We start from the raw sequence: 22,665 nt of genomic DNA on the forward strand, positions 1-22,665 counted from the left end.
GCGAAAGGAGGAGGAAGGGAAATGGAGGTTTACAGTGACCGTCAGTTAGCAAAAGATCAAGCAGCCCGACTCAGACAAGGTTTTTCTGCATATGCCGAAACAAACTCACTCGCTTCCCTCATCAAAAAAGAACTTCAATCTCACAATCTCCAAGTCTACGAGGACCTTACTGAGTTCGGCTGCTGGTTCATCCCCGTCACAGATGAACACTAAGAGAGAGGGTCTCCCCTCTACTTGTGTTCTTTACATAACGTCTCCAGATCAGCTAAAATCTGTTCCGCTTTATCCCAGCTGTAAATGGAGGCGCCTGAAGCCAGAGGATGCCCTCCGCCGTTATATTTCCGGGCGAGTCCGTTAATAACAGGCCCCTTTGAACGGAATCTGACTCTGATTTGATCGTCTTCTTCTATGAAAAACACCCATGCGCGAATACCTGAGATATTTCCAAGCGTCCCGACAAGCTGCGACGCTTCAGAAGCCGTTGTGCCGAACCTTTCAAGAGTATCCTTTTTGATGAAAACAGAAGCAGCGCCATTTTCAGACAAAGACACATTTTGAAAGATATAGCCGTTAAGCTTCACCACATTCAGTTTTGTTTCATACAATTGATTAAACAGCTCTGAAGAAGAGAACGGATACTTAATAAGCTCGCCTGCATATTTTAATGTTTTTTCCGTTGTATTGGGAAATAAGAAGCGTCCGGTATCACTGACAATGCCGGCATAGATCAGCTTTGCGGCTTTTGTATTCAGCTTCCAGCCGTGCTCTTTTCCTTCTAAATACAGCTCGTAAATCATTTCACTTACTGAGCTTGCATTCGTATCGACCCACAGAAGATCGCCGTAAGGATCTTCGTTCGGATGGTGGTCGATTTTCATTAGTTTGGCGCCTGATAAATAACGCTGATCGTCGATTCTTTCCTGATTTGCCGTATCGCAGACGATCACAAGGGCGCCTTTATATGTTTCATCGTCCACCTCATCGAGGGTATATAAGAAAGAGAGGGACGGTTCTGGCGTGCCGACCGCAAAAATATTTTTTTCAGGATACGTTTCACGCAGGATTTCCGTAAGTCCGCACTGAGATCCGTAGGCATCCGGGTCAGGGCGCACATGTCTATGTAAGATAATCGTGTCATATAATGATATGGTTCTGATCAATTCAGTTTTCATTTGATACTCCTTTATTGTTTTTTTTTCATTAAATCACATTCTCTGCCGACGGAAAAGAAAAATAACGTCAAAACCAAGCCCGTTTTTGTATAGAATGGGTTTGTAAACTTTTACGATGGAGGATTTCATTTATGCTGGTTCTTGTTTTTTTGATTGGGCTTTCAGCCTGCTTTTATGTGTACTATAAAGTAAAAGGCGTACGGGCAAAGCAATCTTTGGAAAAAGAAATCTTTTCAGCAAAATCTAGCATGGCATTAGGATCGCTGGTGCTGTTTTACGGACTCAATCAAATGATATTATTCCATTCAGTATTAACGTTAGTAATCGGCGGCATCTTTATCGTCATCGGAGCCGGAAGCGCATGGGCAGGTTATAAAGCCTACAGCCATTACAATCCCCTTCACGCCAAAGAAGCTGAAAGAGATCACGCGTAAGGGGCGCCTGAGACGTCCCTTAGCTTCTTTCCATCAGCTGAACCATCAGCATTGCTTTAGACACGATATGGCCTTGGCTGTGCACTTCAACTTCCATTTTTCCGAACTTTCTTCCAGCCTCTAAAATGCGCGGCTTGACTTCGATGACCGACTCCATCTGCACAGGCTTCAAAAAGAAAATGGTGATGCTTTCTATCACTAGTTCGCCGCGTTTTTTCGAGCGCAAAAACCGATTGGCTGCTTGCGTCAAAATGGTCGTAAACACGCCATAAGAAATCGTCCCCAGCTGATTTGTCATTTGCGGTGTTACTTCATACTGATAAACCGTCTGATCCTGTTTATCCTCATCCTCATCTTTAAATCCTCTTGAGACGATATCATCAAGCTTTTCCCCGACTTGAGGCTGCTTTTGAATCATTTGAAGAGCTTTCAGCACGTCTTGGCGGCTGATCATGCCAATCAGTTTTTGGTGTCCGTCAGTGACGGGAAGCACTTCGATCCCTTCCCATACCATCATTTGCGCCGCTGAGGCGACAGACGTTTTTCCAATAACCGTAACCGGATTTTTTGTCATGACTTTTTCAATGGGTGCATTCCGGTCGTGACCTGCGATATCTTTCGAAGTCAAGATCCCGTGGATTTTCATTTGTTCGTCGACAACCGGGAAGCGCCCATGGCCCGTTTCAAAATTTTTCTCGTACCATTTTTCAAGTTTATCCTTGGGTGAAAGATATATCGTACGGTCAGCGGGCGTTAAAATGTCCTCCACCAGAACGATTTCTTTTTTGATCAGCTGGTCATAAATCGCCCGGTTAATCATAGCGGCGACTGTAAAGGTGTCATAGCTCGTGGATAAAATCGGCAGCTCAAGCTCGTCTGCCAGCTGCACGATGCTGTCATCTGTGTTAAATCCGCCCGTTACAAGTACAGCGGCGCCTGCCTCAAGCGCCTGTCTGTGTGCATTGATTCGATTTCCGACAATCAAAAGATTTCCGGCTGCCGTGTACCGCATCATCGCATCCAGCTCCATTGCGCCTATGACAAATTTATTTAATGTCTTATGGAGTCCGGCCCGGCCTCCGAGCACTTGTCCGTCTATGACGTTTACAACCTCTGCATATGTAAGCTTTTCGATATTTTCTTTTTTCTTTTGTTCAATTCTGATTGTTCCGACACGTTCAATCGTACTGACAAAGCCTTTATTCTCTGCTTCCTTGATCGCTCTGTACGCCGTGCCTTCACTTACTTTCATTTCCTTTGCGATTCTCCGCACAGAAATTTTTTCACCGACAGGCAGCGAATCAATATATGTTAAAATTTGTTCATGCTTAGTTGCCAAACCTTTCACCTCTAAGGGACAGTCTTCTGCTTTTATTATAAGGGCTCGGATGATTGATTCGCAATGAGGCAGGAAAATAAAAAGGAAGCCTGCCCGGCTTCTTACAGCGCAGTGTTCTGTTGGGTGCTGAAGAACGAATCCATCATTCAGACTTCCCGCAAGCGCCTGGCCTTCGTGATTCCTTTCACATCTATAAAAACAATGTCTTTATTTTTCTTTTATATTGATGTCAACTGCTGCTTTTACAATCTTTTTATTCCCTATTTTAGATAAAACAAATAAAACAGCAAACAGCCATATTGCTCCTATCGCCGTATAGATAAATGGATAAACAGCTGTGTTTTCAATCCATTCATTTATCAATGTTCTCGCATTTACTAATATAATAAATCCTCCTACAAGCACACCCATCAATTGCGGGTGAAATTTCTGTACGAGCCATGCTGCGATAGGGGCCGCGATAATTCCGCCAGCCATTAACGAACACACCCATAACCAATTGACATCCTCCCATCCCAATGAAACAAGAAAACCGACAGTTGCAGATACTGCGATGGCAAACTCACTAGTATCTACAGTTCCTACTACTTTCCTCGGACTCAGGCCTTTTCGGGATAATAAAATCGGCGTGGTGACGGGGCCCCAGCCACCTCCTCCTGTGGCATCTGCAAAACCGGCGATCACCCCTAAGGGAATGGATTGTTTTCTGCTTAACGGCACATGTTTTTTCTCAAGTGCAGGCTTGTATTGAAATAAAAATCTTATCAATACATATCCGCCCAGCAGGAGCAGAAACAAAGAAATATAGGGTTTCGCCACATCTCCGGGTAAATGGCTGAGAAATGCAGCGCCTAAAAAAGCCCCTATTGAACCGGGAATGACAAGCTGATAAACAGTTTGTTTGTCAACATTTCCAAATTTAATATGTGACACTCCTGATGCGGCAGTCGTGACGACTTCCGCTAAATGGACAGAAGCCGAAGCAACAGCAGGCGTTATGCTGAAAGCTAATAACAGCGAAGTTGAGGTAACACCATAAGCCATACCTAACGAACCGTCTATTAACTGCGATAACAAGCCTATAAATGCAAAAACAATTAATTTCTTCATCAGCACACCTCGTCTGTATCAATCAAATATTTTCTCAAAGCAAACCATCTCTGACTCTTCATTCCTGCGTTCATTATCCTAATAATCTTCTAGCGCTTTCATATAAAAAATAAGAGGCTTTTATAATGGCAGTTTCATCAATTGTAAATGCCGGGTGATGCCAATCATGATCACCGCCTGTTCCAAAAAAAGCAAAGGATCCGGGAATATGCTCCAAATAGTAAGCAAAATCCTCCCCGGCAGTGGATGGGTCGGGTGAAATGACCTGAAGCTGTGCTTTATGAGCAGCAGCTTTTGCGATTTCAGTTATTGCTGTATCATTACAAAGCGGCGGCGGTCCGGAAATCCACTTCACATTCGCCTTCAAAGAAAAAGCAGAAGAAATCTGCTCTGCAACAGACAGAAAACGCTGCTTCACTTGTTCCCGAACCTCTGAATCAAATGTTCGAACAGTACCTTCGATCACCGCTGTATCGGGGATGACGTTCCATGTGCTGCCGCCTTCGATTTTCGCTACAGTTACAATCGCGCTTTTTAGCGGATTTACATTTCTGCTTACAATCGTTTGCAGGGCGACGATAATCTGAGAGGCGCCGACAATAGGATCAAAACCATTATGCGGCAATGCTGCATGAGCGCCTTTTCCTTGTATCGTTACTTTAAATCGGTCAACAGCAGCCATAAGAGGGCCTGTTTTTAACCCTACAGCGCCAACCGGTATATCGGGTTTGTTGTGAAGACCGATAACTGCTTCAATGCCATCCAATTGGCCATCCGCTATCACTTTTGCAGCGCCTGCGCCTGATTCCTCAGCCGGCTGGAATAACAAACGAACCTTTCCTTTCAGGCTATCTTGATTTTCCTTTAGCAAAAAGGCCGCACCAAGAAGCGCTGCCGTGTGAAAATCATGGCCGCACGCGTGCATGATTCCTTTCTTTTTAGATGCATAGGGCAACCCTGTTTTTTCTTCGATTGGCAGCGCGTCAATATCAGCCCTCAAAGCAATGGCCGGACCTTCTGACTCCCCTGCTATATCTGCGAATACACCTGTTTTTAATGATGTAGGACGAATTGGTATGCCCTTTTCTCCAAGACATTTTGCAATAAAATCGGTTGTTTCAAATTCTTCTTTTGACAGCTCGGGGTATTGGTGCAGATGCCGGCGTATTGCGATGAGCTCTTTTTCAAGCGATAAGAGATTCAATGGATTATGCTCGCTATCATCTTCAATTGTTTTTGCTGTCTGATATGGGTATGCCCCTTCTATATTTCTCCAATAATCTAAAGGCATGTTTTCTCCTCCTTTCAGCTCTTTACCTATCTGCCTTTAACATCACAAGATCTCCAGTCTCTTCAATATAAGCAGTAATAAAACGGCTCAATTTAAATGCAAGACCGCCCGGCCCAAATTTTACACACTTACTGGGAGGGTTCTCATTCTCTGCCTGCAAAAAGCTTAAAAAAGATAAAATATATATACGCCGATATGCAACTTGTGTAATACCATACTCAAAAAACCAATTGTCAATCACATTGTATACACCGCGGTTGATCCCGTATAAACTGTTACACTTCTTGTAAAAGCTGAGGTCCGGAAGATTTAACTCAGGGTGTGAGAGCAGGCTTTCTTTATTTTGAGATGCAATTCCCATACGTTCAAAGCGTTTGGAAGCGTATGAAATATCCTTTTTGATTTGCTCTTTTAGTGACTCCAAAGAATAAAACCTTCTTTCATCTCTTATTTTAAAGAGAATGCTGCATTCCATATGTTCTCCGTAGATCTCCCTATCAAAGTGAATCAAAAAAATCTCAATGGTTTTTTTCAGATTAGGACCAATCGTTGGTTTCACTCCGATATTCATAACCCCTAAATAAAATTGCTGATTGATCGCCGCCAGAACCCCGTAAACACCGTTAGGAAGCCCGTTTATTTCGGTTTCTATATTTGCTGTGGGAAATCCTAATTTTCTGCCCAACTGTTTTCCTTTCACAACCGTACCTGCAATGATTGCCAAAAAAGTCATCCTCCTCCCGCTTCTCCTATTAATGATTTGATGAATGTACAAAAGGATGATGAACCGAAGTATCAAGCCCAAGATTTTCCCGCAATGTCCCGCCGTTATAGTCTCTGCGGTACAGCCCTCTTTCTTGAAGAATCGGAATCACTTTTTCTACAAAGGCATCAAGTGTTCCCGGGATATCCGACCCGATGATAAAACCGTCAGCAGCTTCGGCTTTGAACCAAGTCTCAAGCAAGGAGGCGACCTGCTCTGGTGTACCGATGAATGGAGTCCTTGGAAAAGCCATTTCCCGCGCCACTTCCCGTAGTGTCATGTTTCTGGCTTTCGCTTCTCTCTTAATTCGATCTGTTGTGCTTTGAAAAGCATTCTTTCCAACTTCGCCAATATCGGGAAACGGTTCATCAAGCGGGAACACACTCAGATCGTAATCATCAAAAAATCTCCCCAAATAAGTAACTGCATTCTCAATCGGAATCAATTTTGCAAATTCCCGGTATTTCTTCTCTGCTTCTTCTTCCGTATCTGCCACAATCGGGCTGATTCCCGGAAAAATCAGCACGCTGGAAGGGTCGCGCCCTTGAGCGGCAGCCCGCTTTTTAATATCCGCATAAAATGCGATTGTCTCGCCTAATGAATTGGAATGGGTAAAAATCGCATCTGCATTTTTGGCCGCAAATTGACGGCCTGTTTCTGAAGAACCCGCTTGAAACACGACAGGCTCTCCCTGATTTGAGCGCCCGATATTTAAAGGCCCCTCTACTTGAAAATATTCTCCTTTGTGATTCAGACGATGAAGCTTTGCCGGATCAAAAAACTGCCCTGTTTCTTTATTGTGTATAAATGCGTCCTTCTCCCAGGAATTCCACAAACCACGCACAACATCCAAATGCTCTTGAGCAATAACGTAACGCTCGGTGTGTTCTGGCAGTCTGGTTCTGCTATGATTGCGTGCAGCTCCTTCCTGCGGAGAAGTAACCAGATTCCAGCCAGCCCTCCCCCCGCTGATGTGGTCCAGCGACATTAACTGCCTTGAAATCGTAAATGGCTCAGTAAAAGAAGTAGAGAACGTACCTACTAAACCAATGTTTTTTGTGACGGACGCAAGCGCCGATAATATGGTGATGGGTTCAAATCGATTTAAAAAATGGGGAATTGATTTTTCAGAAATAAATAAGCCGTCTGCAATGAAAATGAAACTGAACAAGCCTTTTTCAGCTGTTTGAGCCTTTTGCTTGTAAAATTCCACGTTTGTACTTGCGGAAGGATCGACTTCAGGGTGACGCCAGCCGTCAGTTGTTCCCCCAACCCCATGAATAATGGCTCCAAACTGAATATCATTTCTTCGCGTCACCTTTTTTCCTCCTTTATCTGAGCGTAATTGGCAAGTGCAAGCTCAAGATTTTTAATACCAATTTCAGTAATCCCTTCATAACGATTACCGCCGCCAACTTCTACCACAGGAACGTGGCGTACTCCGTATTTCACCTGTAAAATGTCTCTCAGCTCTTCCTTCTCCGAAACATCGATATTTTGAAATGCTATTGCTTTTTCATGTAAATAATTTTTGACTTCTTCGCAATATGTACAGCCTTTCTTACTCCAAACCACAACGTTGACAAAATCGCTCATGTTTTATCCCCCTTATTGTTTTGCGGCTAGAACTGCATCACTCAGCAGCTGATAAGACAGCCGTTTTTCGTCTGCATTTTTGATCGGTGAAAAAATGACAAAATCGTTAACTCTGTATGTGTCTGATAAACGTTTTAATTCGTCCGCCGCTTCTTCCTTCGTTCCGGCAATCACCCCGGTTTTTTGGACGATGATGTCATAGGGCTGGCTGACGTTCTCAAGATAGGCTTCGGCTTGTTCGCGGGTACCGACATTCACTCTCCTCCCATCTTGCAAAATCACTTTTATCGATTCACGCGACTCAATATGTTTTTGTGCCTCTTCCTTTGTACGCGCCGCAAAAACAGCGGGAGCAAGGTGAAATTCCGCTTCAGAGCCTGCTGGCAGATGCGTGTCAAAGGCTCGGCGGGCTTCTTTTAGCACTTTCTCTTCACCGTTAATAAAGTAAGCAAAGACAAAAGATATTCCCAGTTTTGCAGCTGAAATTGCGCTCTCTGTGCTTCCCCCCAGCAGAAAAAGTCCCGGCCTGTGTTCAGCCTGCGGTGCCGGCCGCAGTTGCGCAAAACAGTGGGCATCTGGAAAATCATCCCGAATGAAATGAGTGAGATCCTCCAGCTTTTCTTCAAACTTGCGCGCCGGTTTTACATATTCATATTGCAGAGCGTCTGTCGACAGCCGAAAACCGCCGGGCGCTTTGCCTACTCCAAGGTCAATGCGTCCGGGAGCTAATGCAGACAATAGATGAAACTGCTCCGCCACTTTGTATGGGCTATAATGCTGCAGCATCACGCCGCCGGATGCTAAACGTATGGTCTTTGTGCTTGCGGCAAGATACCCTAAAAGAACTTCAGGAGCGGAGCCGGCAATATCACTATTGTTGTGATGTTCAGCGACCCAAAAACGGTAATATCCATACTCTTCAGCCATCTGCGCCAACTTCACCGTATGCTGTAATGTATCGGCTGCGGTTTCTCCTTCACCTGCCAGACTTTGGTCTAATATACTTAAGCGGATCATATCACCGGCTCCTTTATGTGTTCTTTTATTTCATATAAATACTCCGGCGAAACACGGCGGAGAAACCGCTTTGTTCTTTCTTTTTTCGTATGGCGGAAGACTTCATCCGGAGTTCCTTGTTCAACAATGACGCCCTCATCCATAAAAACAACTTGATCTGAAACCCTTTTCGCAAACTCCATTTCATGTGTAACAATGATCATAGTGGCTCCGGTCCTCACAATATCGAGCATGACCTCAAGAACTTCGCCGACCAGCTCTGGGTCAAGCGCAGCTGTCGGCTCATCGAACAGCAGCACATCAGGATTAATGGCAAGCGCCCTCGCTATTCCAACCCTTTGTTTTTGCCCTCCCGATAATTGACTCGGATAAGCGTTCAATTTGTCTTGAAGCCCAACCTTTATCAGCTCGTTCTCTGCTATGGCATACGCGTCTTGTTTTCTCATTTTCCGGGCGACCGTCAAACCCTCCATGACATTTTCAATCACCGTTTTGTGAGTAAACAAATGATATTGCTGAAATACCATTGCTGTCTGTTTTCTGAGCCAGCGAGTGTCTTTTTTTGTCGGAAAACTGCAATTAATCACTTTGTCATGTAAAGAGATGATCCCTTCGTCCGGCCTTTCTAATAAATTAAGGCAGCGTAAAAAGGTGGTTTTCCCTGACCCGCTTGGACCGATAATTGTCACAACTTCTCCTTTGTGCACAGTCAGATTTATTCCTCTTAATACCTGGTGCATGCCAAAACGCTTATGAATATTTTTAATCTCAATCATAAAGTGCCTCCTTGAAATCTGGATGCCTTCCTCTCAAATATTCCATTTACGGTTTCCATCATAAGAGTCAGCACCCAATAGATAATCGCCGCTCCGATAAAGGCTTCCAAAAATGCATAATTATCAGAAGCAACGATAGTCGCTGTCCCTGTTATTTCAGGAACAGCCATTATAGCTGCAATAGAGGTCGTATGCAAAAACCCGATGCCTAAATTTGTGAAGTTAGGGATTGAAACCATCAGCGCCTGCGGCAATATCACTCGACGAAAGGTTTGACCGTGCGTCAGGCCGATTGAATAGGCCGCTTCGACCTGTCCGGTATCCATTGCCAAGATGCCCGACCGGATAATTTCTGTTAAATAAGCACCAGCAGTTAAAGACAAAGCCATGACCACAAACACGGCGACCGGAATCTCATTGGCGGACCAGCCGAGATGAAAAAAGCTGCTGACACGATCCACAATCGGCGGCACGCCTAAATAAATCAGCATAATATGGAGAATGGCAGGTGTACTCCGAAAAAATGACACATAAAGCCTTGAACAAGCCGCCAATCCCTTTATTCTAAAAATTCTGACCATTATATTTCCAAGTGCCGCAAGAAATCCGAGAATGATCGGCAAAACAGCCATCATCAATGTCAGCGGAATGGTTTTTATCATTTCTTTCATGGCGGAAGCAATAAATGGAAAGTCAAATTGCACTCTTCTCCCCTCCTAGTCCCCGTACATATTTCAATGTATGTTCATGTCAAAAACGGTAACAAGTCGTTTTTGATCCTTCTTGATTCGTTTTTCGGCCAATGTAAAGAACCTTTCGAATAAAACTGCTACGGCATAATAAACAACGGATAGCGCAATGTACACTTCAAGAGAATGATTGCTTGAGGTAATCAGTGTTTGGCCCCTTCCCGACATATCCATCACACCTATTGAAAAAGCAAGAGACGTATCTTTTAAAGAACTGATCACCATGTTTCCCATATTCGGAAAAGCCTGCACAAAGGCCTGAGGCAGAACGATGCGCCTGAAAGCCTGCCTTCCGCTGAGACCAATACTGTACGCCGCTTCCGTTTGGCCTTTATCAACACTGCCCGCCCCTGCTCGAATGATTTCAGCTGCTGCTGCGGCATTGCTTAACGCGTATGTTGCAACAGCGGCATAAAACGGATCCATTTTTGATGTATCAATCCCTATCACCCCCGTCAGCGCCGGTATGCCATAAAACACGATAAAAAGCTGCACCATAACAGGTGTACCTCTGAAAAACGAGATATACACTCTTGCAAATTGATTTACAATAGGAAAGTTATAGATGCGGGGCAGCGCTAAAAAGAGCCCCAATACAAACCCGAATAGCAATGACAGCGTTAAAATGTATAATGTAACCGGCAGATAGCCGATTAAGGTCGGTACAAAATCTGCAATCATGCTGATATCAAACGCTTTTTCCATCACGGCTCCCTCTCTTTATACTCAATACTGTTCCTTGGAATAATCGTCGCTCAGCCATTTTAAACTGAGCTCTTTCAGTGTTCCGTCATCAATGATTTCCTGTAATGCTTTGTCAATGTTTTTACGTAACGTTTGTTCATTTTTGTTAAACATAAAATACACTTTGGCATTGGAGAGCGCATCACCGACCGTTTTTTCTTTTATCGCGCTCGTTTTGTTTTGAAAATCCACTGCAAAAGGCGTTGAGATTGTCGCGTCGGCACGGCCTGACTGCAGCTGGTTCGCGGCATCGTTTGAACCTTGGCCCGCATAGGCAATCTCGAATGGGTCGCCATGTTTCTCATTCCATTTTTTCAACACAAGCGCGCCGTTTGAGGTTGCGCTTGTAATGACCCGTTTCCCTTTTAAATCTTCAATCCCGTGAATGGTATCGTTATCTTGAAGGACGGTTATTTTTAAAGGGAAATGATTGTAGGCGACCTCGTTAAAGAGAAACTTTTTTTCACGCTCTTCGCTTTTCTCCATTTGATGTGCCACGATATCGACTTTATGCTGGCCGAGACTGACAAGCAGGTTGGAAAATTCCATCGTTTTGAAAGTGAATTTATAATTCGGCAGACGCTTATCAATCTCTTTGACCAGCTCGACATCATAACCGGTCAAATCGCCATCATCATTAATAAAGCAAATATTCGGAAATTGGGTCCCGGTTCCGACCGTAATCGTCTGCACCTTCTTTTCTCCAGCCCCCGTTGTTTGGCTGCCGCCGCAAGCCGAAAGGACTGTTGTAACGGCAAACAATATTGTCATGACAGCTGCTGTTGTCCTCATCTTATCGCCTCATTTTCAGCTTCATTTATTTTTAAAACTTGATTTTGAGTAATCTGCGCCGAGCCATTTTTGACTCAGCCTTTTTAACGTTCCGTTTTTCTCCAGCTTTTTAATGGCTTGATCCGTATCATCAGCTAAGGTTTGACTGCCTTTATTGAACATGAAATATACCTCAGTATCCAATAACACATCACCGACTGTCCTTTGACGGAAAGCGTGCGTTTTATTTTGAAAGTCGACCGCAAACGGTGTGGATATGGTTGCGTCGGCACGGCCGGTTTCAATTTGATTGGCCGTGTCATTGCTTCCCTGCCCCGCGTATTTCAGATGAATCGGATTGCCGTGAGCTTTATTGTACGACGTGATATAATCCGCTGCATTTGATGTGGCACCGACAATGACTGTTTTTCCGTGTAAATCTTTTAATGTATGAATCTTGTTATTATCCTCTCTCACGGTGATATACATCGGCGAATAGTTATACGGCACTTTATGATACAAAAAACGTTTTTCGCGCTCTTTGTTTTTGGCCATATTGTGGGCGATCACATCAATTTTTTTATTTCCAAGACTCGTCAGAAGATTTGAGAAATCCATCGTCTTAAATTCGAAGGTATATTGAGGCAATTGTTTATCGATGGCTTTCATCACTTCAATGTCGTACCCGGTCAAATCGCCTTTTTCATTTAAAAATGCAATATTCGGAAAATCTGTCCCAGTGCCGACAATAATCGTTTGAGCCTGACTATCCGTTTTCCCGTTTGTTTCCTGTCCGCATCCAGCCAGTAATCCAAACACCGACAGCAGAAAAGCTATTCTCATTCGCTTATTCATAGGCTGCCTCTCATTATGCCCAGCTGGGGGTGCCTAAAAGCGACGGCTCAAATCGTTCCGGAATCAGAACCTTATGCATCATGACACCTATATCCCCATCTTTCTCCTGCTCAAAATACACTTCATACCCCCTCCTTCTGTACATATCGACGAGCCAAGGATGCTTGCGCGCCGAGGTGCCGAGCGTCAGCGCCGGTGCCTTCAGCATATCCCGCAGCACTTTTTCCTCAACATACGTCAGCAGCTTACTGCCGACGCCTTTCCCTTTATATTCCGGCAGCGTTGCAAACCACCATACAAATGGATATTTTGAAGGGGGCGCTTCATTCTCCCATGGAAACCGGATGGTAATTGTTGAGATGAGCTTCCCGTCCCGCTCCAGCACAACTGCTGAATGATTTTTGATATTTTCTGACACCATATGTATGTCAGCTCTTGTGGAAGGCCAATCAATATCCAGCTGCCGAATTGGCTGAAAGGCGCTGTTAACCAGTTTTAAAAACTCCGGTGCATCTTCAACAGTTGCCAATCGAAAAATATCCTCACTCATTTTGAGCACTCTCCTCCACAAAATATACAATTCCTATTTGTTTACTAAGCTTTTATTGTTTATACTATAAAGCATACTTTCATGTTTGACTAATCAAAAAAAATAATCCTTGAGTTCAGAAAATGTAATGATGAAAAGACAGGGGGAGAAGCACATTGGAGTTTCGCTCAATTAAAACGTTTCATACGATTGTTACATTCGGAAGCTTCTATAAGGCTGCGGAAATATTAAACTATTCACAGCCGACAATATCGATGCGCATGAAGCAATTAGAGCAGGATTTAGGCGTGCAATTGTTTGAACGGGGAAAACACCTGCAGCTGACAAAAGCCGGAAGACTCTTTTTCGAAAAAACAGGGGATCTTTTAACTCAATACGAGGCGCTTACGCACACTCTTTCCGACTTAAAGGAAGGGGATGCCGGCATTATCAATGTAGGCATTTCAGAGCCGACTGCAAGCTTCATATTTCCTGATATTCTGAGGGATTTCTTAAATGATTATCCAAAGATAACGGTTAATGTAAACGTAGATGACGCCAATACCTGCAGCCAAAAGCTCTTAGACGGCACTATTGACTTTGCAGTCTGCGGCGAACCGGAACTGATTCTTGAAAATTATTACAAACCGTTTTTTTATGACACTTTAAATTTAATTGTATCTGATCGTCATCGGCTCGCTGAGAAAAAAGCTGTTCATTTATCTGATTTAGAAGGCGAATGTTTTATATTTACGCCTGCCAATTGCCCCATTCGTATTCAAATTGAACAGCACTTGCATAAGGCATTTAGTAATCATTACAAGAAAATGGAGCTCACAAGTAGCATGGCACATGAATATTACGTGCGAGAAAACATTGGTATTTCAATCTTCACCAGTACGGCACATTCTAAACCGCTGAAAGGCACAAAAGTCATCCCCATTATCAATCTAGACATATCACCGCCTATAGGGCTTTTGACAAACAGAAAAGAAAAACATTTTGACAGCGCGACAAAGGACTTAATTGATCGAATTAACAACTGCTTCCATCAGCGCAGCCAAGAGCTGAAAGCTGCGGTCAGTTCCGAATTATAAATGGCAGAAATGACAACGGTCATTCCGCACGAAAAATAAAAAGCATCTCCTGATTTTCAGGAGATGCTTTCAGCGTTTAAAGCTCAATCGATTCACCGACGGCCATGACTTTTCCGACTCCGCCCGGCAGGCTGTCTGCAAATGCTTCCGGGTCTTGCTCGATGACCGGGAATGTATTGTAATGAACCGGTACAACTTGTTTTGCCCGCAGCCATTCTGCAGCTAGTTTGGCGTCTTCAGGCCCCATCGTAAAGTTGTCACCGATCGGCAGGAAGGCAAGATCAATATGGTTCAGCTCCCCGATCAGCTTCATGTCAGAGAAAAGAGCCGTATCGCCGGCGTGGAAGATCGTTTTGCCTTCAACAGTCAGCAGAATACCGGATGGCATGCCTGTGTAGGTGATCGTTTTATTTTCTTCGTCAGTGATGGCAGATCCATGAAAGGCCTGTGTAAGCTTCACTTTCCCAAAATCAAACTGATGGGAGCCGCCGATGTGCATAGGGTGAACATTTAACCCTTTCCATCCCAAATATACAGCCAGCTCATTCGGTGCCACAACCAGCGCGTTATTTTGCTTTGCGATTTGCTCAGTGTCGCCCACGTGGTCATTGTGGCCGTGAGTCAATAAGATAGCGTCCGCTTTTGCATCCTCCGGCTTCAAGTCGGTTAACGAATTTCCTGTCAAAAACGGGTCAAATAAAATATGGTGGTCATTCGTTTCTACTGCAACTACAGAATGTCCGTGATACGTTACTTTCATTTCCTTCACCTCGTCACTTTGTTTTTGATGTTTTCATTTTCCCTTTTTAAGATGCTGAAAAACTTATGTGGATTGATTCTTGTTAATCACATTGAGGCCCCCGGTTGCTTCAATTACAGTTCCTGTCACCAGGTCTGAGTTCTCTTCGCACAAAAAGGTAATGATTCTGGCGATATCTTCTCCGGTGCCGGATCTTCCTATCGGCGTTTTTTCTTTACCGATACGCTGTCTGGCTTCCTCAATTGACGCTTCCTTCATGTCGCCGACAATGTCGCCCGGGCAAACCATATTAGCGGTTATGCCCGATTCAGCTTCTTCTATCGCAATTGTTTTTGTTAAAGAAGCCAATCCCACTTTTGCGGCGCCGAAAGCGGAGCGGTGAAGCCAGCCGGGTGCGTGTGCCGCGCCTTGAAATCCGTACGTGATGATACGCCCGAATTGCTGTTTTCTCATGACCGGAATAACTGCTTTGAATAAGTGAAAGACGGCGCTTAAATTCCCTTCCAGCATACCGTACCATTCGTCATCGGTATAATCAGCTAACTTTTTTCGTTCAAATATGTATGGCCCCGCGTTGTTAATCAAAAAGTCGATTCTCCCGAAGCGGTCCAAGGCAGCGTCTGCGATGCGCAGCAAATCTTCTTTTTTGGTGACATCACCTTTTACAAATTGCAGCCGGTCAAGGTAATCAGGACAGGCTTCCTTCAGGCGGTTTACTGCCTCTTCATCCTGCCTGTAATTCACTGTTACTGAATACCCCTTTGCAAGCAATGTTTCAGTCACTTTGCGGCCTAATCCCTTCGAACCGGCAGTAATTAAAGCATGTCGCACATGAATACCTCCCAAAGCAACGTCGCCGCTTTTCAATAAAGTGTTTCTTCTTCTACTTTACTATAAAAGGCCGGCAATATCACTTTTTACACTTTGCCATACAAAAAAAGCTGCCTATAATAGACAGCTTATTCCGCAGAAGATGAAGGCTCTTGATCCGGGATATCCACATAACCGCTTTGATATGCTTCGGAAATGAGCCTTGTTGTCTCCTGGCTTTCTTGTTCATCATAAATATAGCGTTCCGGTTCTTTTTTCATCCTTCTGCCTCCCATCGTTATAGGGGTAGGTTGGCTATAATGACGGGATTTTATGAAGGAAATTTTAACAAACTCCGGCAGCCACGCAAGCTTTCGCCTTTACGAGCGCCTCCTCAACCTGTTTGAAGCCCGTGCCTCCTGCGCTCATTCTTTTTTCGACCGCATGATAAGGATCCAAAACAGTGTAAATATCTTCTTCGAAGAGATCGCTCGCCTTCTGAAAATCGTCAAACGGCATGTCGCTTAAATAGATTCCTTTTTCGATGCATGTGTACACAAGCTTTCCGACCACTTCGTGCGCTTCTCTGAATGGCATTCCTTTCTTCGCTAAATAATCAGCCAGTTCCGTCGCATTTGAAAAATCTTGTTTTGTCGCTTGCTTCATGACGTCTTTGTTAACAGTCATTGTTTGAATCATGCCTGTGAAGATTTGCAGGCTGCCTTCGACCGTTTTCACCGTGTCAAACATGCCTTCTTTGTCTTCCTGCAGGTCTTTGTTATAAGCGAGCGGAAGGCCTTTCATGATCGTAAACAGCCCCATCATGTCACCGTACACGCGCCCTGTTTTGCCGCGGATCAGCTCAGCCATATCCGGATTTTTCTTCTGCGGCATCATGCTGCTTCCCGTTGCGTACGTATCGTCTAGCTCAATGAATTTAAACTCCTGCGAGCACCACAGAATGATTTCTTCAGAGAAACGGGAAAGGTGCATCATCAGCATGCTGCTGTTGCTTAAAAATTCCAAAATGAAATCTCTGTCGCTGACGCCGTCGAGGCTGTTTTCATAAATGGAATCAAAGCCGAGCAGCTCTGCTGAATACTCACGATCGATCGGGAAGGTGGTACCCGCGAGCGCTCCGCATCCGAGCGGAGATTTGTTGATCCGCTTCATTGAATCCTGAAAACGTTCCTTGTCGCGCTCCAGCATCCAGAAATACGCAAGCAGATGGTGAGCGAATGAAATCGGCTGGGCGCGCTGAAGATGAGTGTAGCCCGGCAGAATGGTTTCAATATTTGCTTCTGCCTTATCAATAAGCGCGCCTTGGAATGCCTCTAGCAGCTCGATAATGTGAGCGACATGGTTTTTCAGGTATAAATGCATGTCAGTTGCCACCTGGTCATTCCGGCTTCTTCCGGTATGCAGCTTGCCGCCGACAGGGCCGATTTCGTCAATCAGCATTTTCTCAATGTTCAAATGAATATCTTCATAATCAACTGAGAACTCTAATGCCCCGTCTTCTGCTTTTTGCAAAAGGGCATTCAGTCCCTCACGGATTTTCAGCTCTTCTTCTTCTGTCAGGATACCGCATTTTTTCAGCATGGCAGCATGTGCGAGAGACCCTGTAATGTCTTCGGTCACTAAATGTTGGTCAAATGATATGGACGCGCCGAATTCGTCGACCCATTTTTCCGGTGTTTTTTGGAATCGGCCTCCCCAAAGCTTCTTCATGCTTTAATCTGCTCCTTCTTTTTCACGATGCTGTTCACTTTTGTCGGAAGTCCCCAAAGCTCGATAAATCCGATTGCCGCATGGTGATCAAACGCATCGTCTTTTGTATATGTTGCAAGTTTTTCATCATATAGAGAGTATTCTGATTTACGCCCCTCTACAATCGCATGGCCTTTAAACAGCTTCACGCGAACGATGCCTGTAACGTGTTTTTGCGTTTCTTTTAAGAAAGCGTGCAGCGCGTCTTTTAAAGGTGAGAACCATAAGCCGTTGTAAATGATTTCTGACAGCTTTTGTTCGATGGCCGGTTTAAAGTGCGCGACCTCTTTCACTAATGTCAAATCTTCCAGTTCTTTGTGTGCTTTGATAAGCGTCATCGCACCCGGACATTCGTATACTTCACGGGATTTAATGCCGACAAGGCGGTTTTCCACGTGGTCGATACGTCCGACACCATGCGCGCCTGCAATTTCGTTCAGTTTTAAAATTAATTCAGAAAGTGAGTAAGAGACGCCGTCGATGGATACAGGCACGCCTTGTTCAAATGCGATTTCTATCACTTCCGGTGTATCCGGTGTTTTTTCCAGCGGCGCTGTAAGGTCGTATGCTCCTTCTGGCGGAGCAGCCCACGGATCTTCTAAAATGCCGCACTCATTTGCGCGTCCCCAAAGGTTTTGATCAATGGAATATGGGCTGTCAAGATTAATCGGAATCGGAATGCCGCGGCTTGCCGCATATTCAATTTCTTCTTCACGAGACCATTGCCATTCCCGAACCGGAGCGATGACTTCAAGGTCAGGATTCAATGATTTAATTGATACCTCAAAACGCACCTGGTCATTTCCTTTCCCTGTGCATCCGTGCGCAATTGCCTGCGCCTCTTCTTTTTCTGCGATCTCGACTAATTTTTTTGCAATAAGCGGTCGAGACAATGCGGACACGAGCGGATATTTCCCTTCATACATCGTGTGAGCCTGCAAAGATAACAGCGCGTAATCCTGGGCGAATTCTTCTTTTGCATCGATCACGTAAGAATTTGTTGCGCCGACTTCAAGCGCTTTTTGCTGAACAAACGCCAGGTCCTTGCCTTCGCCGACATCCAGACAGCAGGCGATGACATTATACCCTTGCTCTTGAAGCCATTTTATCGCGACGGAAGTATCGAGACCCCCTGAGTATGCTAATACGACTTTTTTCTGTTCTGCCATGATAAAAATCTCCTCTCAACCCTGTTTCTTTTGTATAAAAATAAATTATATTTAATAAAAATACATTTTGTATGTATACACTTTAACAAGTAAGTTCCTTTTTTTCAAGACTTTTATTAAAAAAACTTCACCCATTTTTCCAGGTGAAGTTTCGTAGTATTTATTCATTTACTTGTCTTTTCTGATTTCTCTGACCACATGGGCGATCTCCGGAATAATCAGCTTATTCATCGCCAGCTTTACCGCACCGCTGGAGCCTGGCGTTGAAAAAATGGCTGTGTGTTGGATAACGCCGGCTGTGGCTCTCGACATGATCGCACTGGAGCCGATGTCTTCTGTATAACTGAGCATCCTGAATATTTCTCCAAAGCCGGGCAGCTCTTTAGAAAACAACGGCGTAATGGCTTCAATGGTGACGTCCCTCTTTGCAATACCCGTCCCGCCGTTTAAAAGGACCGCGTCCGTCTGATCATCCATGCATCCCGCTAAGACAGACCGCTGCAGGGCATCCTTTTCGTCTTTTACAATTTCATATGCAGCGATCTGATGGCCTGCTTCTTCTAAAAATGAGATCATCAGCCTGCCGCTTTTATCCGTTTCTTCCGTTCTCGTATCACTGACAGTAATCACTTTGCACCGGACAATATCGGGTGCTTCTTGTTTATGCTCTTGAACGCTCATTGGCTCACCTCTTTGTTTTTTTCTACCTTTATCATGCTTCAACAAAAAAGCACATTCAAGAGAATGTGCTTTTTGCATTATTTAGCTAAACGAACAACGTCTCGTGCAATCATGACTTCCTCATCAGTCGGAATGATCATAACTTTTACTGGAGAATGAGGGTAGCTGATGAACGCTTCCTCACCGCGTACGTTATTAAGCGCAGGATCCCAGTATACACCCATAAATTCCAGGCCGCGAAGAACGCGTTCTCTGACTTCTACGCTGTTTTCACCGATACCGGCAGTAAAGATAATCGCATCCACACCGCTCATTCTGGCAGCGTAAGAACCGATGTATTTGTGGATGCGGCTCGCAAAGACTTCAAGCGCAGTTTCCGCGCGCTCATTTCCTTGTTTCGTTGCTTCAACGATGTCACGAAGATCGCTTGAGAAACCGGAGATGCCAAGCAGTCCGCTTTTTTTGTTTAATGTATTCAGTACTTCGTCAGCTGTCTGGCCTGTTTTCTCCATAATGTATGGGATAAGGGCAGGGTCGATGTTTCCAGAGCGTGTACCCATTGCAACACCGGCAAGCGGCGTGAAGCCCATAGATGTATCAATTGATTTTCCGCCTTCAACAGCTGCAATACTTGCGCCATTGCCAAGGTGGCAGGAAATCAGGCGTAAATCTTTCAACGGACGGCCGAGAAGCTCTGCCGCACGCTCAGTCACATATTTATGAGAAGTGCCGTGGAAGCCGTATTTACGGATACCGAATTTTTCATAGTATTCGTATGGCAGGCTGTACAGGTAAGACTGCTCAGGCATTGTCTGATGGAATGCCGTATCAAAAACAGCAACCGCAGGGACATTTGGAAGCACTTCTTTGAAGGCTTTAATTCCGACGATATTTGCCGGGTTGTGCAGCGGCGCCAATTCAGAAATATCTTCAATCTCCTGAATTGTTTCGTCCGTTAATAAAACGGAATCGCTGAATTTTTCTCCGCCGTGTACCACGCGGTGTCCAATTCCGTCAATTTCATTTAAATCTTTGATAATGCCGAATTCTGTCAGCTTATTAAGCAGCATTTTAACCGCTACCGCATGATCAGGTATATCAGTTACTTCTGTATTTTTTTCGCCGTTTACAGAAATCGTGAACACACTGTCGGCGATACCGATTCGTTCAACTAAGCCCTTCGTTAAAACGGTTTCTGAAGGCATTTCGAAAAGCTGAAATTTCAAAGACGAGCTTCCTGCGTTAATTGCAATAATTTTGGACATGATTGACGCTCCTTTTTACTCTGTATCAACATCTTCGTTTTTCGTACTTTTTTCCCGGGTGAATCATCATTTTCTCCCGAAAAATATCTGACTTTTCCATTTAAACATTGTCATGTCGGCTTTTCAAGTCAACTTGTGTATTGATAACGCTTACAATAAGAAGTCGTTATTTTCAGACACATTACCTTTGCGCTTAACATTGATTAACGCTTACATTCTGCAGTTTCTCCTTTCGTATTTTGTGTTTTGAAACCCTATTCAATTCGTTTATCTGCCCCCAGATGTTCATACAAAAAAACAGCTTAAGCTTCCTCATATGACGGACGCTCAAACTGTTTTTTCATTTTCTATTTTTCCTTAGTAAACCACGCATCTATTTGCGCCATCATGTCGAGCATCGCCTTCTGGTTGGAGAAAGACGGCAGATTCGCAAGCAGAATTTGGTTCGGCGCTTTCGTCTCTTCATCTGTTTTCTGAAGCACAAGGATACTTTTGGCATGGGCTTCGTCTTTAAAAATTGATTTCGGCAGCTGCAATAGTGCATTGATATGAACCTTGTCCTTGAAAAACTGCTTCAGCTTGTCGCTTTGAGAGCTTTCAAACAAATGATTCGGGATCATAAAGAACAGGTAGCCGCCCGGTTTCGTATGCTTGACGCTTTGCTCAATAAACAAATGATGGGCGAAGGAATGGCCTTCATCCGCTTTCAGTTGAAAGGCTTTTGCCCCTTCGTCATTCGGATAATAGCCAACCGGCAGATCGCATATCACTGTGTCAACCGGATCGATAAACAGTGGCTCGAGGCTGTCCTGGTGGAACAGTTCCAGCTCTTTTTTCAGAAGGTTCGCCTGGTCATAGGCGATTTTCAAGAGCACGTCATCTATCTCTATGCCATAGCTTTTCGCCGTATTTTCAGACAGCTGGTTTAACACGGTGAACAGAAGATTTCCCGTTCCGACAGCCGGATCAAGAAGCGTTAACTCCTTTTTTCCTGCCATAAACTTATTTACCAGATAACTGATAAAAAGCCCGATTGTGTCTGGTGTCATTTGTCTGTTTGGATGGGATATATCCTTTAATCCCTTTAGGACGGCAAGCTGGAATGCTTTGCGCACCCACTCGTGCTCATATGTGTCAAATTCGGCTTTTTCAAGCAGTGCTTGAAGCTTTTCAGCCTTCTCATTCGGCAGCTTCAGCTGATCCGTTTTTTCAAGAAAATACATTTCTCCCGCTTCGGCAAGCGCTTCTATATATGAAATCTGCAATTCATTTTTTATGATGATTGCGGCATCATCCAGCAGCCCGTATACCGCACCTACATGATCGTTTTGCATAATGTGTTCCTCCTTGCCATGAAAAAAGCTCCGGCGGCAGCCTGGAGCTTTTTTCACCTGCTTACTTCAATAATGCCTTGGCAGCCTCAATCGGCTCTTCATAATTCGGGTGGTTCGTTGCTTCGCTTACATATTCAGCGTAAACAACTTTTCCGTTCTCATCAAGCACAAATACGGAACGCGCAAGCAGACGAAGTTCTTTTATGTATACACCGAACGCTTCGCCAAATGACATGTCTTTGTGGTCTGACAGAGTTTCTACTTTGTCAATTCCGTTTGCTCCGCACCAGCGCGCCTGTGCAAATGGAAGGTCCGCACTGATTGTGTAAATGTTGACATCTCCAAGCTTTGCAGCCTCTTCGTTAAAGCGGCGGGTTTGTGCATCGCAAACGCCTGTGTCAATTGAAGGGATAACAGAAATAATCGTTACTTTTCCTTTCATGTCAGCTAACGATTTTTCTTCAAGGCTGTTTGTCAGCACTGTGAAATCAGGAGCTTGATCCCCTACTTTCACTTCTTGTCCGACAAGCGTAACCGGACCGCCTTTAAATGTAATTTCAGCCATTATAATTCCTCCCTTTCGTATGTATGTTTCTATCATAGTAAAGTTTCTTGCAAACTGCAAAGTTTATG

The 22,665-nt window shown here is 44.4% G+C and carries 26 protein-coding genes; 3 read left to right on the plus strand and 23 right to left on the minus strand.

Annotated elements, in window-relative coordinates; translation table 11 throughout:
• Positions 1–21: 21 nt before the first annotated feature.
• Positions 22–213, plus strand: coding sequence for a hypothetical protein (locus NSS75_RS15740; RefSeq protein ID WP_010335284.1), 192 nt, complete (start codon positions 22–24; stop codon positions 211–213).
• A gap of 17 nt (positions 214–230) precedes the next feature.
• On the opposite strand, the gene nrnA is transcribed toward NSS75_RS15740, so the two are convergent.
• Positions 231–1,172: a bifunctional oligoribonuclease/PAP phosphatase NrnA gene (gene nrnA / locus NSS75_RS15745; protein ID WP_024122466.1), complete on the minus strand. Its 942-nt coding sequence runs from the start codon at positions 1,170–1,172 to the stop codon at positions 231–233.
• A 131-nt stretch (positions 1,173–1,303) separates the two neighbouring features.
• Here nrnA and NSS75_RS15750 point away from each other — a divergent pair, with 131 nt between their 5' ends.
• Positions 1,304–1,606, plus strand: a complete 303-nt coding sequence (locus NSS75_RS15750) for a YtpI family protein (protein ID WP_024122467.1) — start codon at positions 1,304–1,306, stop codon at positions 1,604–1,606.
• 19 nt (positions 1,607–1,625) lie between these two features.
• On the opposite strand, the gene NSS75_RS15755 is transcribed toward NSS75_RS15750, so the two are convergent.
• From NSS75_RS15755 to NSS75_RS15815, 13 genes are all read right to left on the minus strand, one after another.
• On the minus strand, positions 1,626–2,945 hold the full coding sequence (locus NSS75_RS15755) for a CBS domain-containing protein (protein WP_044153858.1): 1,320 nt from the start codon (positions 2,943–2,945) through the stop codon (positions 1,626–1,628).
• Between the two features lie 207 nt (positions 2,946–3,152).
• Positions 3,153–4,055 (minus strand): sulfite exporter TauE/SafE family protein, encoded by a 903-nt coding sequence (locus NSS75_RS15760; protein ID WP_024122469.1) that lies wholly within the window; start codon positions 4,053–4,055, stop codon positions 3,153–3,155.
• A gap of 73 nt (positions 4,056–4,128) precedes the next feature.
• The gene (locus NSS75_RS15765) at positions 4,129–5,346 is read right to left on the minus strand and encodes an amidohydrolase (protein WP_339233780.1); all 1,218 of its coding nucleotides are present in this window, start codon (positions 5,344–5,346) and stop codon (positions 4,129–4,131) included.
• Positions 5,347–5,368: 22 nt separating this feature from the next.
• On the minus strand, positions 5,369–6,070 hold the full coding sequence (locus NSS75_RS15770) for a riboflavin kinase (RefSeq protein WP_101863489.1): 702 nt from the start codon (positions 6,068–6,070) through the stop codon (positions 5,369–5,371).
• Positions 6,071–6,098: 28 nt separating this feature from the next.
• Positions 6,099–7,427: an LLM class flavin-dependent oxidoreductase gene (locus NSS75_RS15775; protein WP_339233784.1), complete on the minus strand. Its 1,329-nt coding sequence runs from the start codon at positions 7,425–7,427 to the stop codon at positions 6,099–6,101.
• Positions 7,424–7,705 (minus strand): glutaredoxin family protein, encoded by a 282-nt coding sequence (locus NSS75_RS15780; RefSeq protein WP_339233787.1) that lies wholly within the window; start codon positions 7,703–7,705, stop codon positions 7,424–7,426. Before NSS75_RS15780 ends, NSS75_RS15775 begins: the two co-directional genes overlap by 4 nt.
• A gap of 12 nt (positions 7,706–7,717) precedes the next feature.
• The gene (locus NSS75_RS15785; protein ID WP_339233790.1) at positions 7,718–8,722 is read right to left on the minus strand and encodes an LLM class flavin-dependent oxidoreductase; all 1,005 of its coding nucleotides are present in this window, start codon (positions 8,720–8,722) and stop codon (positions 7,718–7,720) included.
• Positions 8,719–9,498: an amino acid ABC transporter ATP-binding protein gene (locus NSS75_RS15790; RefSeq protein WP_024122475.1), complete on the minus strand. Its 780-nt coding sequence runs from the start codon at positions 9,496–9,498 to the stop codon at positions 8,719–8,721. Before NSS75_RS15790 ends, NSS75_RS15785 begins: the two co-directional genes overlap by 4 nt.
• A complete protein-coding gene (locus tag NSS75_RS15795) occupies positions 9,495–10,202 on the minus strand; it encodes an amino acid ABC transporter permease (protein ID WP_339233794.1) in 708 nt (235 codons plus the stop codon). The genes NSS75_RS15790 and NSS75_RS15795 overlap by 4 nt, the downstream gene beginning before the upstream one ends.
• Positions 10,203–10,232: 30 nt before the next feature.
• Positions 10,233–10,952, minus strand: a complete 720-nt coding sequence (locus NSS75_RS15800) for an amino acid ABC transporter permease (RefSeq protein ID WP_024122477.1) — start codon at positions 10,950–10,952, stop codon at positions 10,233–10,235.
• A 21-nt stretch (positions 10,953–10,973) separates the two neighbouring features.
• Positions 10,974–11,783: an amino acid ABC transporter substrate-binding protein gene (locus NSS75_RS15805; RefSeq protein ID WP_339233797.1), complete on the minus strand. Its 810-nt coding sequence runs from the start codon at positions 11,781–11,783 to the stop codon at positions 10,974–10,976.
• 21 nt (positions 11,784–11,804) lie between these two features.
• Positions 11,805–12,617: an amino acid ABC transporter substrate-binding protein gene (locus NSS75_RS15810; RefSeq protein ID WP_268497914.1), complete on the minus strand. Its 813-nt coding sequence runs from the start codon at positions 12,615–12,617 to the stop codon at positions 11,805–11,807.
• A gap of 13 nt (positions 12,618–12,630) precedes the next feature.
• Positions 12,631–13,167, minus strand: a complete 537-nt coding sequence (locus tag NSS75_RS15815; protein ID WP_024122480.1) for a GNAT family N-acetyltransferase — start codon at positions 13,165–13,167, stop codon at positions 12,631–12,633.
• Between the two features lie 155 nt (positions 13,168–13,322).
• Between NSS75_RS15815 and NSS75_RS15820 the strand changes: the two genes are divergently transcribed.
• Complete coding sequence (locus NSS75_RS15820; protein WP_185848720.1) at positions 13,323–14,243, plus strand: LysR family transcriptional regulator; 921 nt, start codon at positions 13,323–13,325, stop codon at positions 14,241–14,243.
• Between the two features lie 76 nt (positions 14,244–14,319).
• Here NSS75_RS15820 and NSS75_RS15825 read toward each other — a convergent pair whose 3' ends face one another.
• The 9 genes from NSS75_RS15825 to tpx form a co-directional block, all read right to left on the minus strand.
• Complete coding sequence (locus NSS75_RS15825; protein WP_024122482.1) at positions 14,320–15,003, minus strand: metal-dependent hydrolase; 684 nt, start codon at positions 15,001–15,003, stop codon at positions 14,320–14,322.
• A gap of 63 nt (positions 15,004–15,066) precedes the next feature.
• Positions 15,067–15,834, minus strand: a complete 768-nt coding sequence (locus tag NSS75_RS15830; RefSeq protein WP_339233804.1) for an SDR family oxidoreductase — start codon at positions 15,832–15,834, stop codon at positions 15,067–15,069.
• A 128-nt stretch (positions 15,835–15,962) separates the two neighbouring features.
• Positions 15,963–16,094, minus strand: a complete 132-nt coding sequence (locus NSS75_RS15835) for a hypothetical protein (RefSeq protein ID WP_010335290.1) — start codon at positions 16,092–16,094, stop codon at positions 15,963–15,965.
• 64 nt (positions 16,095–16,158) lie between these two features.
• Entirely contained in the window at positions 16,159–17,544 is a 1,386-nt protein-coding gene (gene argH / locus NSS75_RS15840; RefSeq protein ID WP_095714214.1) for an argininosuccinate lyase, read from the minus strand.
• Entirely contained in the window at positions 17,541–18,752 is a 1,212-nt protein-coding gene (locus NSS75_RS15845; protein WP_024122485.1) for an argininosuccinate synthase, read from the minus strand. The genes argH and NSS75_RS15845 overlap by 4 nt, the downstream gene beginning before the upstream one ends.
• A gap of 168 nt (positions 18,753–18,920) precedes the next feature.
• Complete coding sequence (locus tag NSS75_RS15850) at positions 18,921–19,433, minus strand: molybdenum cofactor biosynthesis protein B (protein ID WP_198098537.1); 513 nt, start codon at positions 19,431–19,433, stop codon at positions 18,921–18,923.
• Between the two features lie 77 nt (positions 19,434–19,510).
• Positions 19,511–20,698 carry an acetate kinase gene (locus tag NSS75_RS15855; RefSeq protein WP_024122488.1) on the minus strand — a complete coding sequence of 396 codons (1,188 nt, stop codon included), beginning with the start codon at positions 20,696–20,698 and terminating at the stop codon, positions 19,511–19,513.
• 347 nt (positions 20,699–21,045) lie between these two features.
• Positions 21,046–22,032, minus strand: coding sequence for a class I SAM-dependent methyltransferase (locus tag NSS75_RS15860; protein WP_198098538.1), 987 nt, complete (start codon positions 22,030–22,032; stop codon positions 21,046–21,048).
• Positions 22,033–22,093: 61 nt separating this feature from the next.
• Positions 22,094–22,597 carry a thiol peroxidase gene (gene tpx / locus NSS75_RS15865; protein ID WP_024122490.1) on the minus strand — a complete coding sequence of 168 codons (504 nt, stop codon included), beginning with the start codon at positions 22,595–22,597 and terminating at the stop codon, positions 22,094–22,096.
• Positions 22,598–22,665: the final 68 nt, after the last annotated feature.

It is taken from the genome of Bacillus sp. FSL K6-1012, from assembly GCF_037964915.1.
GTDB classification, from domain to species: Bacteria; Bacillota; Bacilli; order Bacillales; family Bacillaceae; genus Bacillus; species Bacillus halotolerans.

What these genes read in the sequence shown, in the direction of transcription:
- NSS75_RS15740 (WP_010335284.1), top strand. Translation starts at nt 22, where the DNA reads ATGGAGGTTTACAGTGACCGTCAGTTAGCAAAAGATCAAGCAGCCCGA.
- nrnA (WP_024122466.1), bottom strand. Translation starts at nt 1,172, where the DNA reads ATGAAAACTGAATTGATCAGAACCATATCATTATATGACACGATTATC.
- NSS75_RS15750 (WP_024122467.1), top strand. Translation starts at nt 1,304, where the DNA reads ATGCTGGTTCTTGTTTTTTTGATTGGGCTTTCAGCCTGCTTTTATGTG.
- NSS75_RS15760 (WP_024122469.1), bottom strand. Translation starts at nt 4,055, where the DNA reads ATGAAGAAATTAATTGTTTTTGCATTTATAGGCTTGTTATCGCAGTTA.
- NSS75_RS15765 (WP_339233780.1), bottom strand. Translation starts at nt 5,346, where the DNA reads ATGCCTTTAGATTATTGGAGAAATATAGAAGGGGCATACCCATATCAG.
- NSS75_RS15780 (WP_339233787.1), bottom strand. Translation starts at nt 7,705, where the DNA reads ATGAGCGATTTTGTCAACGTTGTGGTTTGGAGTAAGAAAGGCTGTACA.
- NSS75_RS15785 (WP_339233790.1), bottom strand. Translation starts at nt 8,722, where the DNA reads ATGATCCGCTTAAGTATATTAGACCAAAGTCTGGCAGGTGAAGGAGAA.
- NSS75_RS15790 (WP_024122475.1), bottom strand. Translation starts at nt 9,498, where the DNA reads ATGATTGAGATTAAAAATATTCATAAGCGTTTTGGCATGCACCAGGTA.
- NSS75_RS15800 (WP_024122477.1), bottom strand. Translation starts at nt 10,952, where the DNA reads ATGGAAAAAGCGTTTGATATCAGCATGATTGCAGATTTTGTACCGACC.
- NSS75_RS15805 (WP_339233797.1), bottom strand. Translation starts at nt 11,783, where the DNA reads ATGAGGACAACAGCAGCTGTCATGACAATATTGTTTGCCGTTACAACA.
- NSS75_RS15810 (WP_268497914.1), bottom strand. Translation starts at nt 12,617, where the DNA reads ATGAATAAGCGAATGAGAATAGCTTTTCTGCTGTCGGTGTTTGGATTA.
- NSS75_RS15815 (WP_024122480.1), bottom strand. Translation starts at nt 13,167, where the DNA reads ATGAGTGAGGATATTTTTCGATTGGCAACTGTTGAAGATGCACCGGAG.
- NSS75_RS15825 (WP_024122482.1), bottom strand. Translation starts at nt 15,003, where the DNA reads ATGAAAGTAACGTATCACGGACATTCTGTAGTTGCAGTAGAAACGAAT.
- NSS75_RS15835 (WP_010335290.1), bottom strand. Translation starts at nt 16,094, where the DNA reads ATGAAAAAAGAACCGGAACGCTATATTTATGATGAACAAGAAAGCCAG.
- argH (WP_095714214.1), bottom strand. Translation starts at nt 17,544, where the DNA reads ATGAAGAAGCTTTGGGGAGGCCGATTCCAAAAAACACCGGAAAAATGG.
- NSS75_RS15845 (WP_024122485.1), bottom strand. Translation starts at nt 18,752, where the DNA reads ATGGCAGAACAGAAAAAAGTCGTATTAGCATACTCAGGGGGTCTCGAT.
- NSS75_RS15850 (WP_198098537.1), bottom strand. Translation starts at nt 19,433, where the DNA reads ATGAGCGTTCAAGAGCATAAACAAGAAGCACCCGATATTGTCCGGTGC.
- NSS75_RS15855 (WP_024122488.1), bottom strand. Translation starts at nt 20,698, where the DNA reads ATGTCCAAAATTATTGCAATTAACGCAGGAAGCTCGTCTTTGAAATTT.
- NSS75_RS15860 (WP_198098538.1), bottom strand. Translation starts at nt 22,032, where the DNA reads ATGCAAAACGATCATGTAGGTGCGGTATACGGGCTGCTGGATGATGCC.
- tpx (WP_024122490.1), bottom strand. Translation starts at nt 22,597, where the DNA reads ATGGCTGAAATTACATTTAAAGGCGGTCCGGTTACGCTTGTCGGACAA.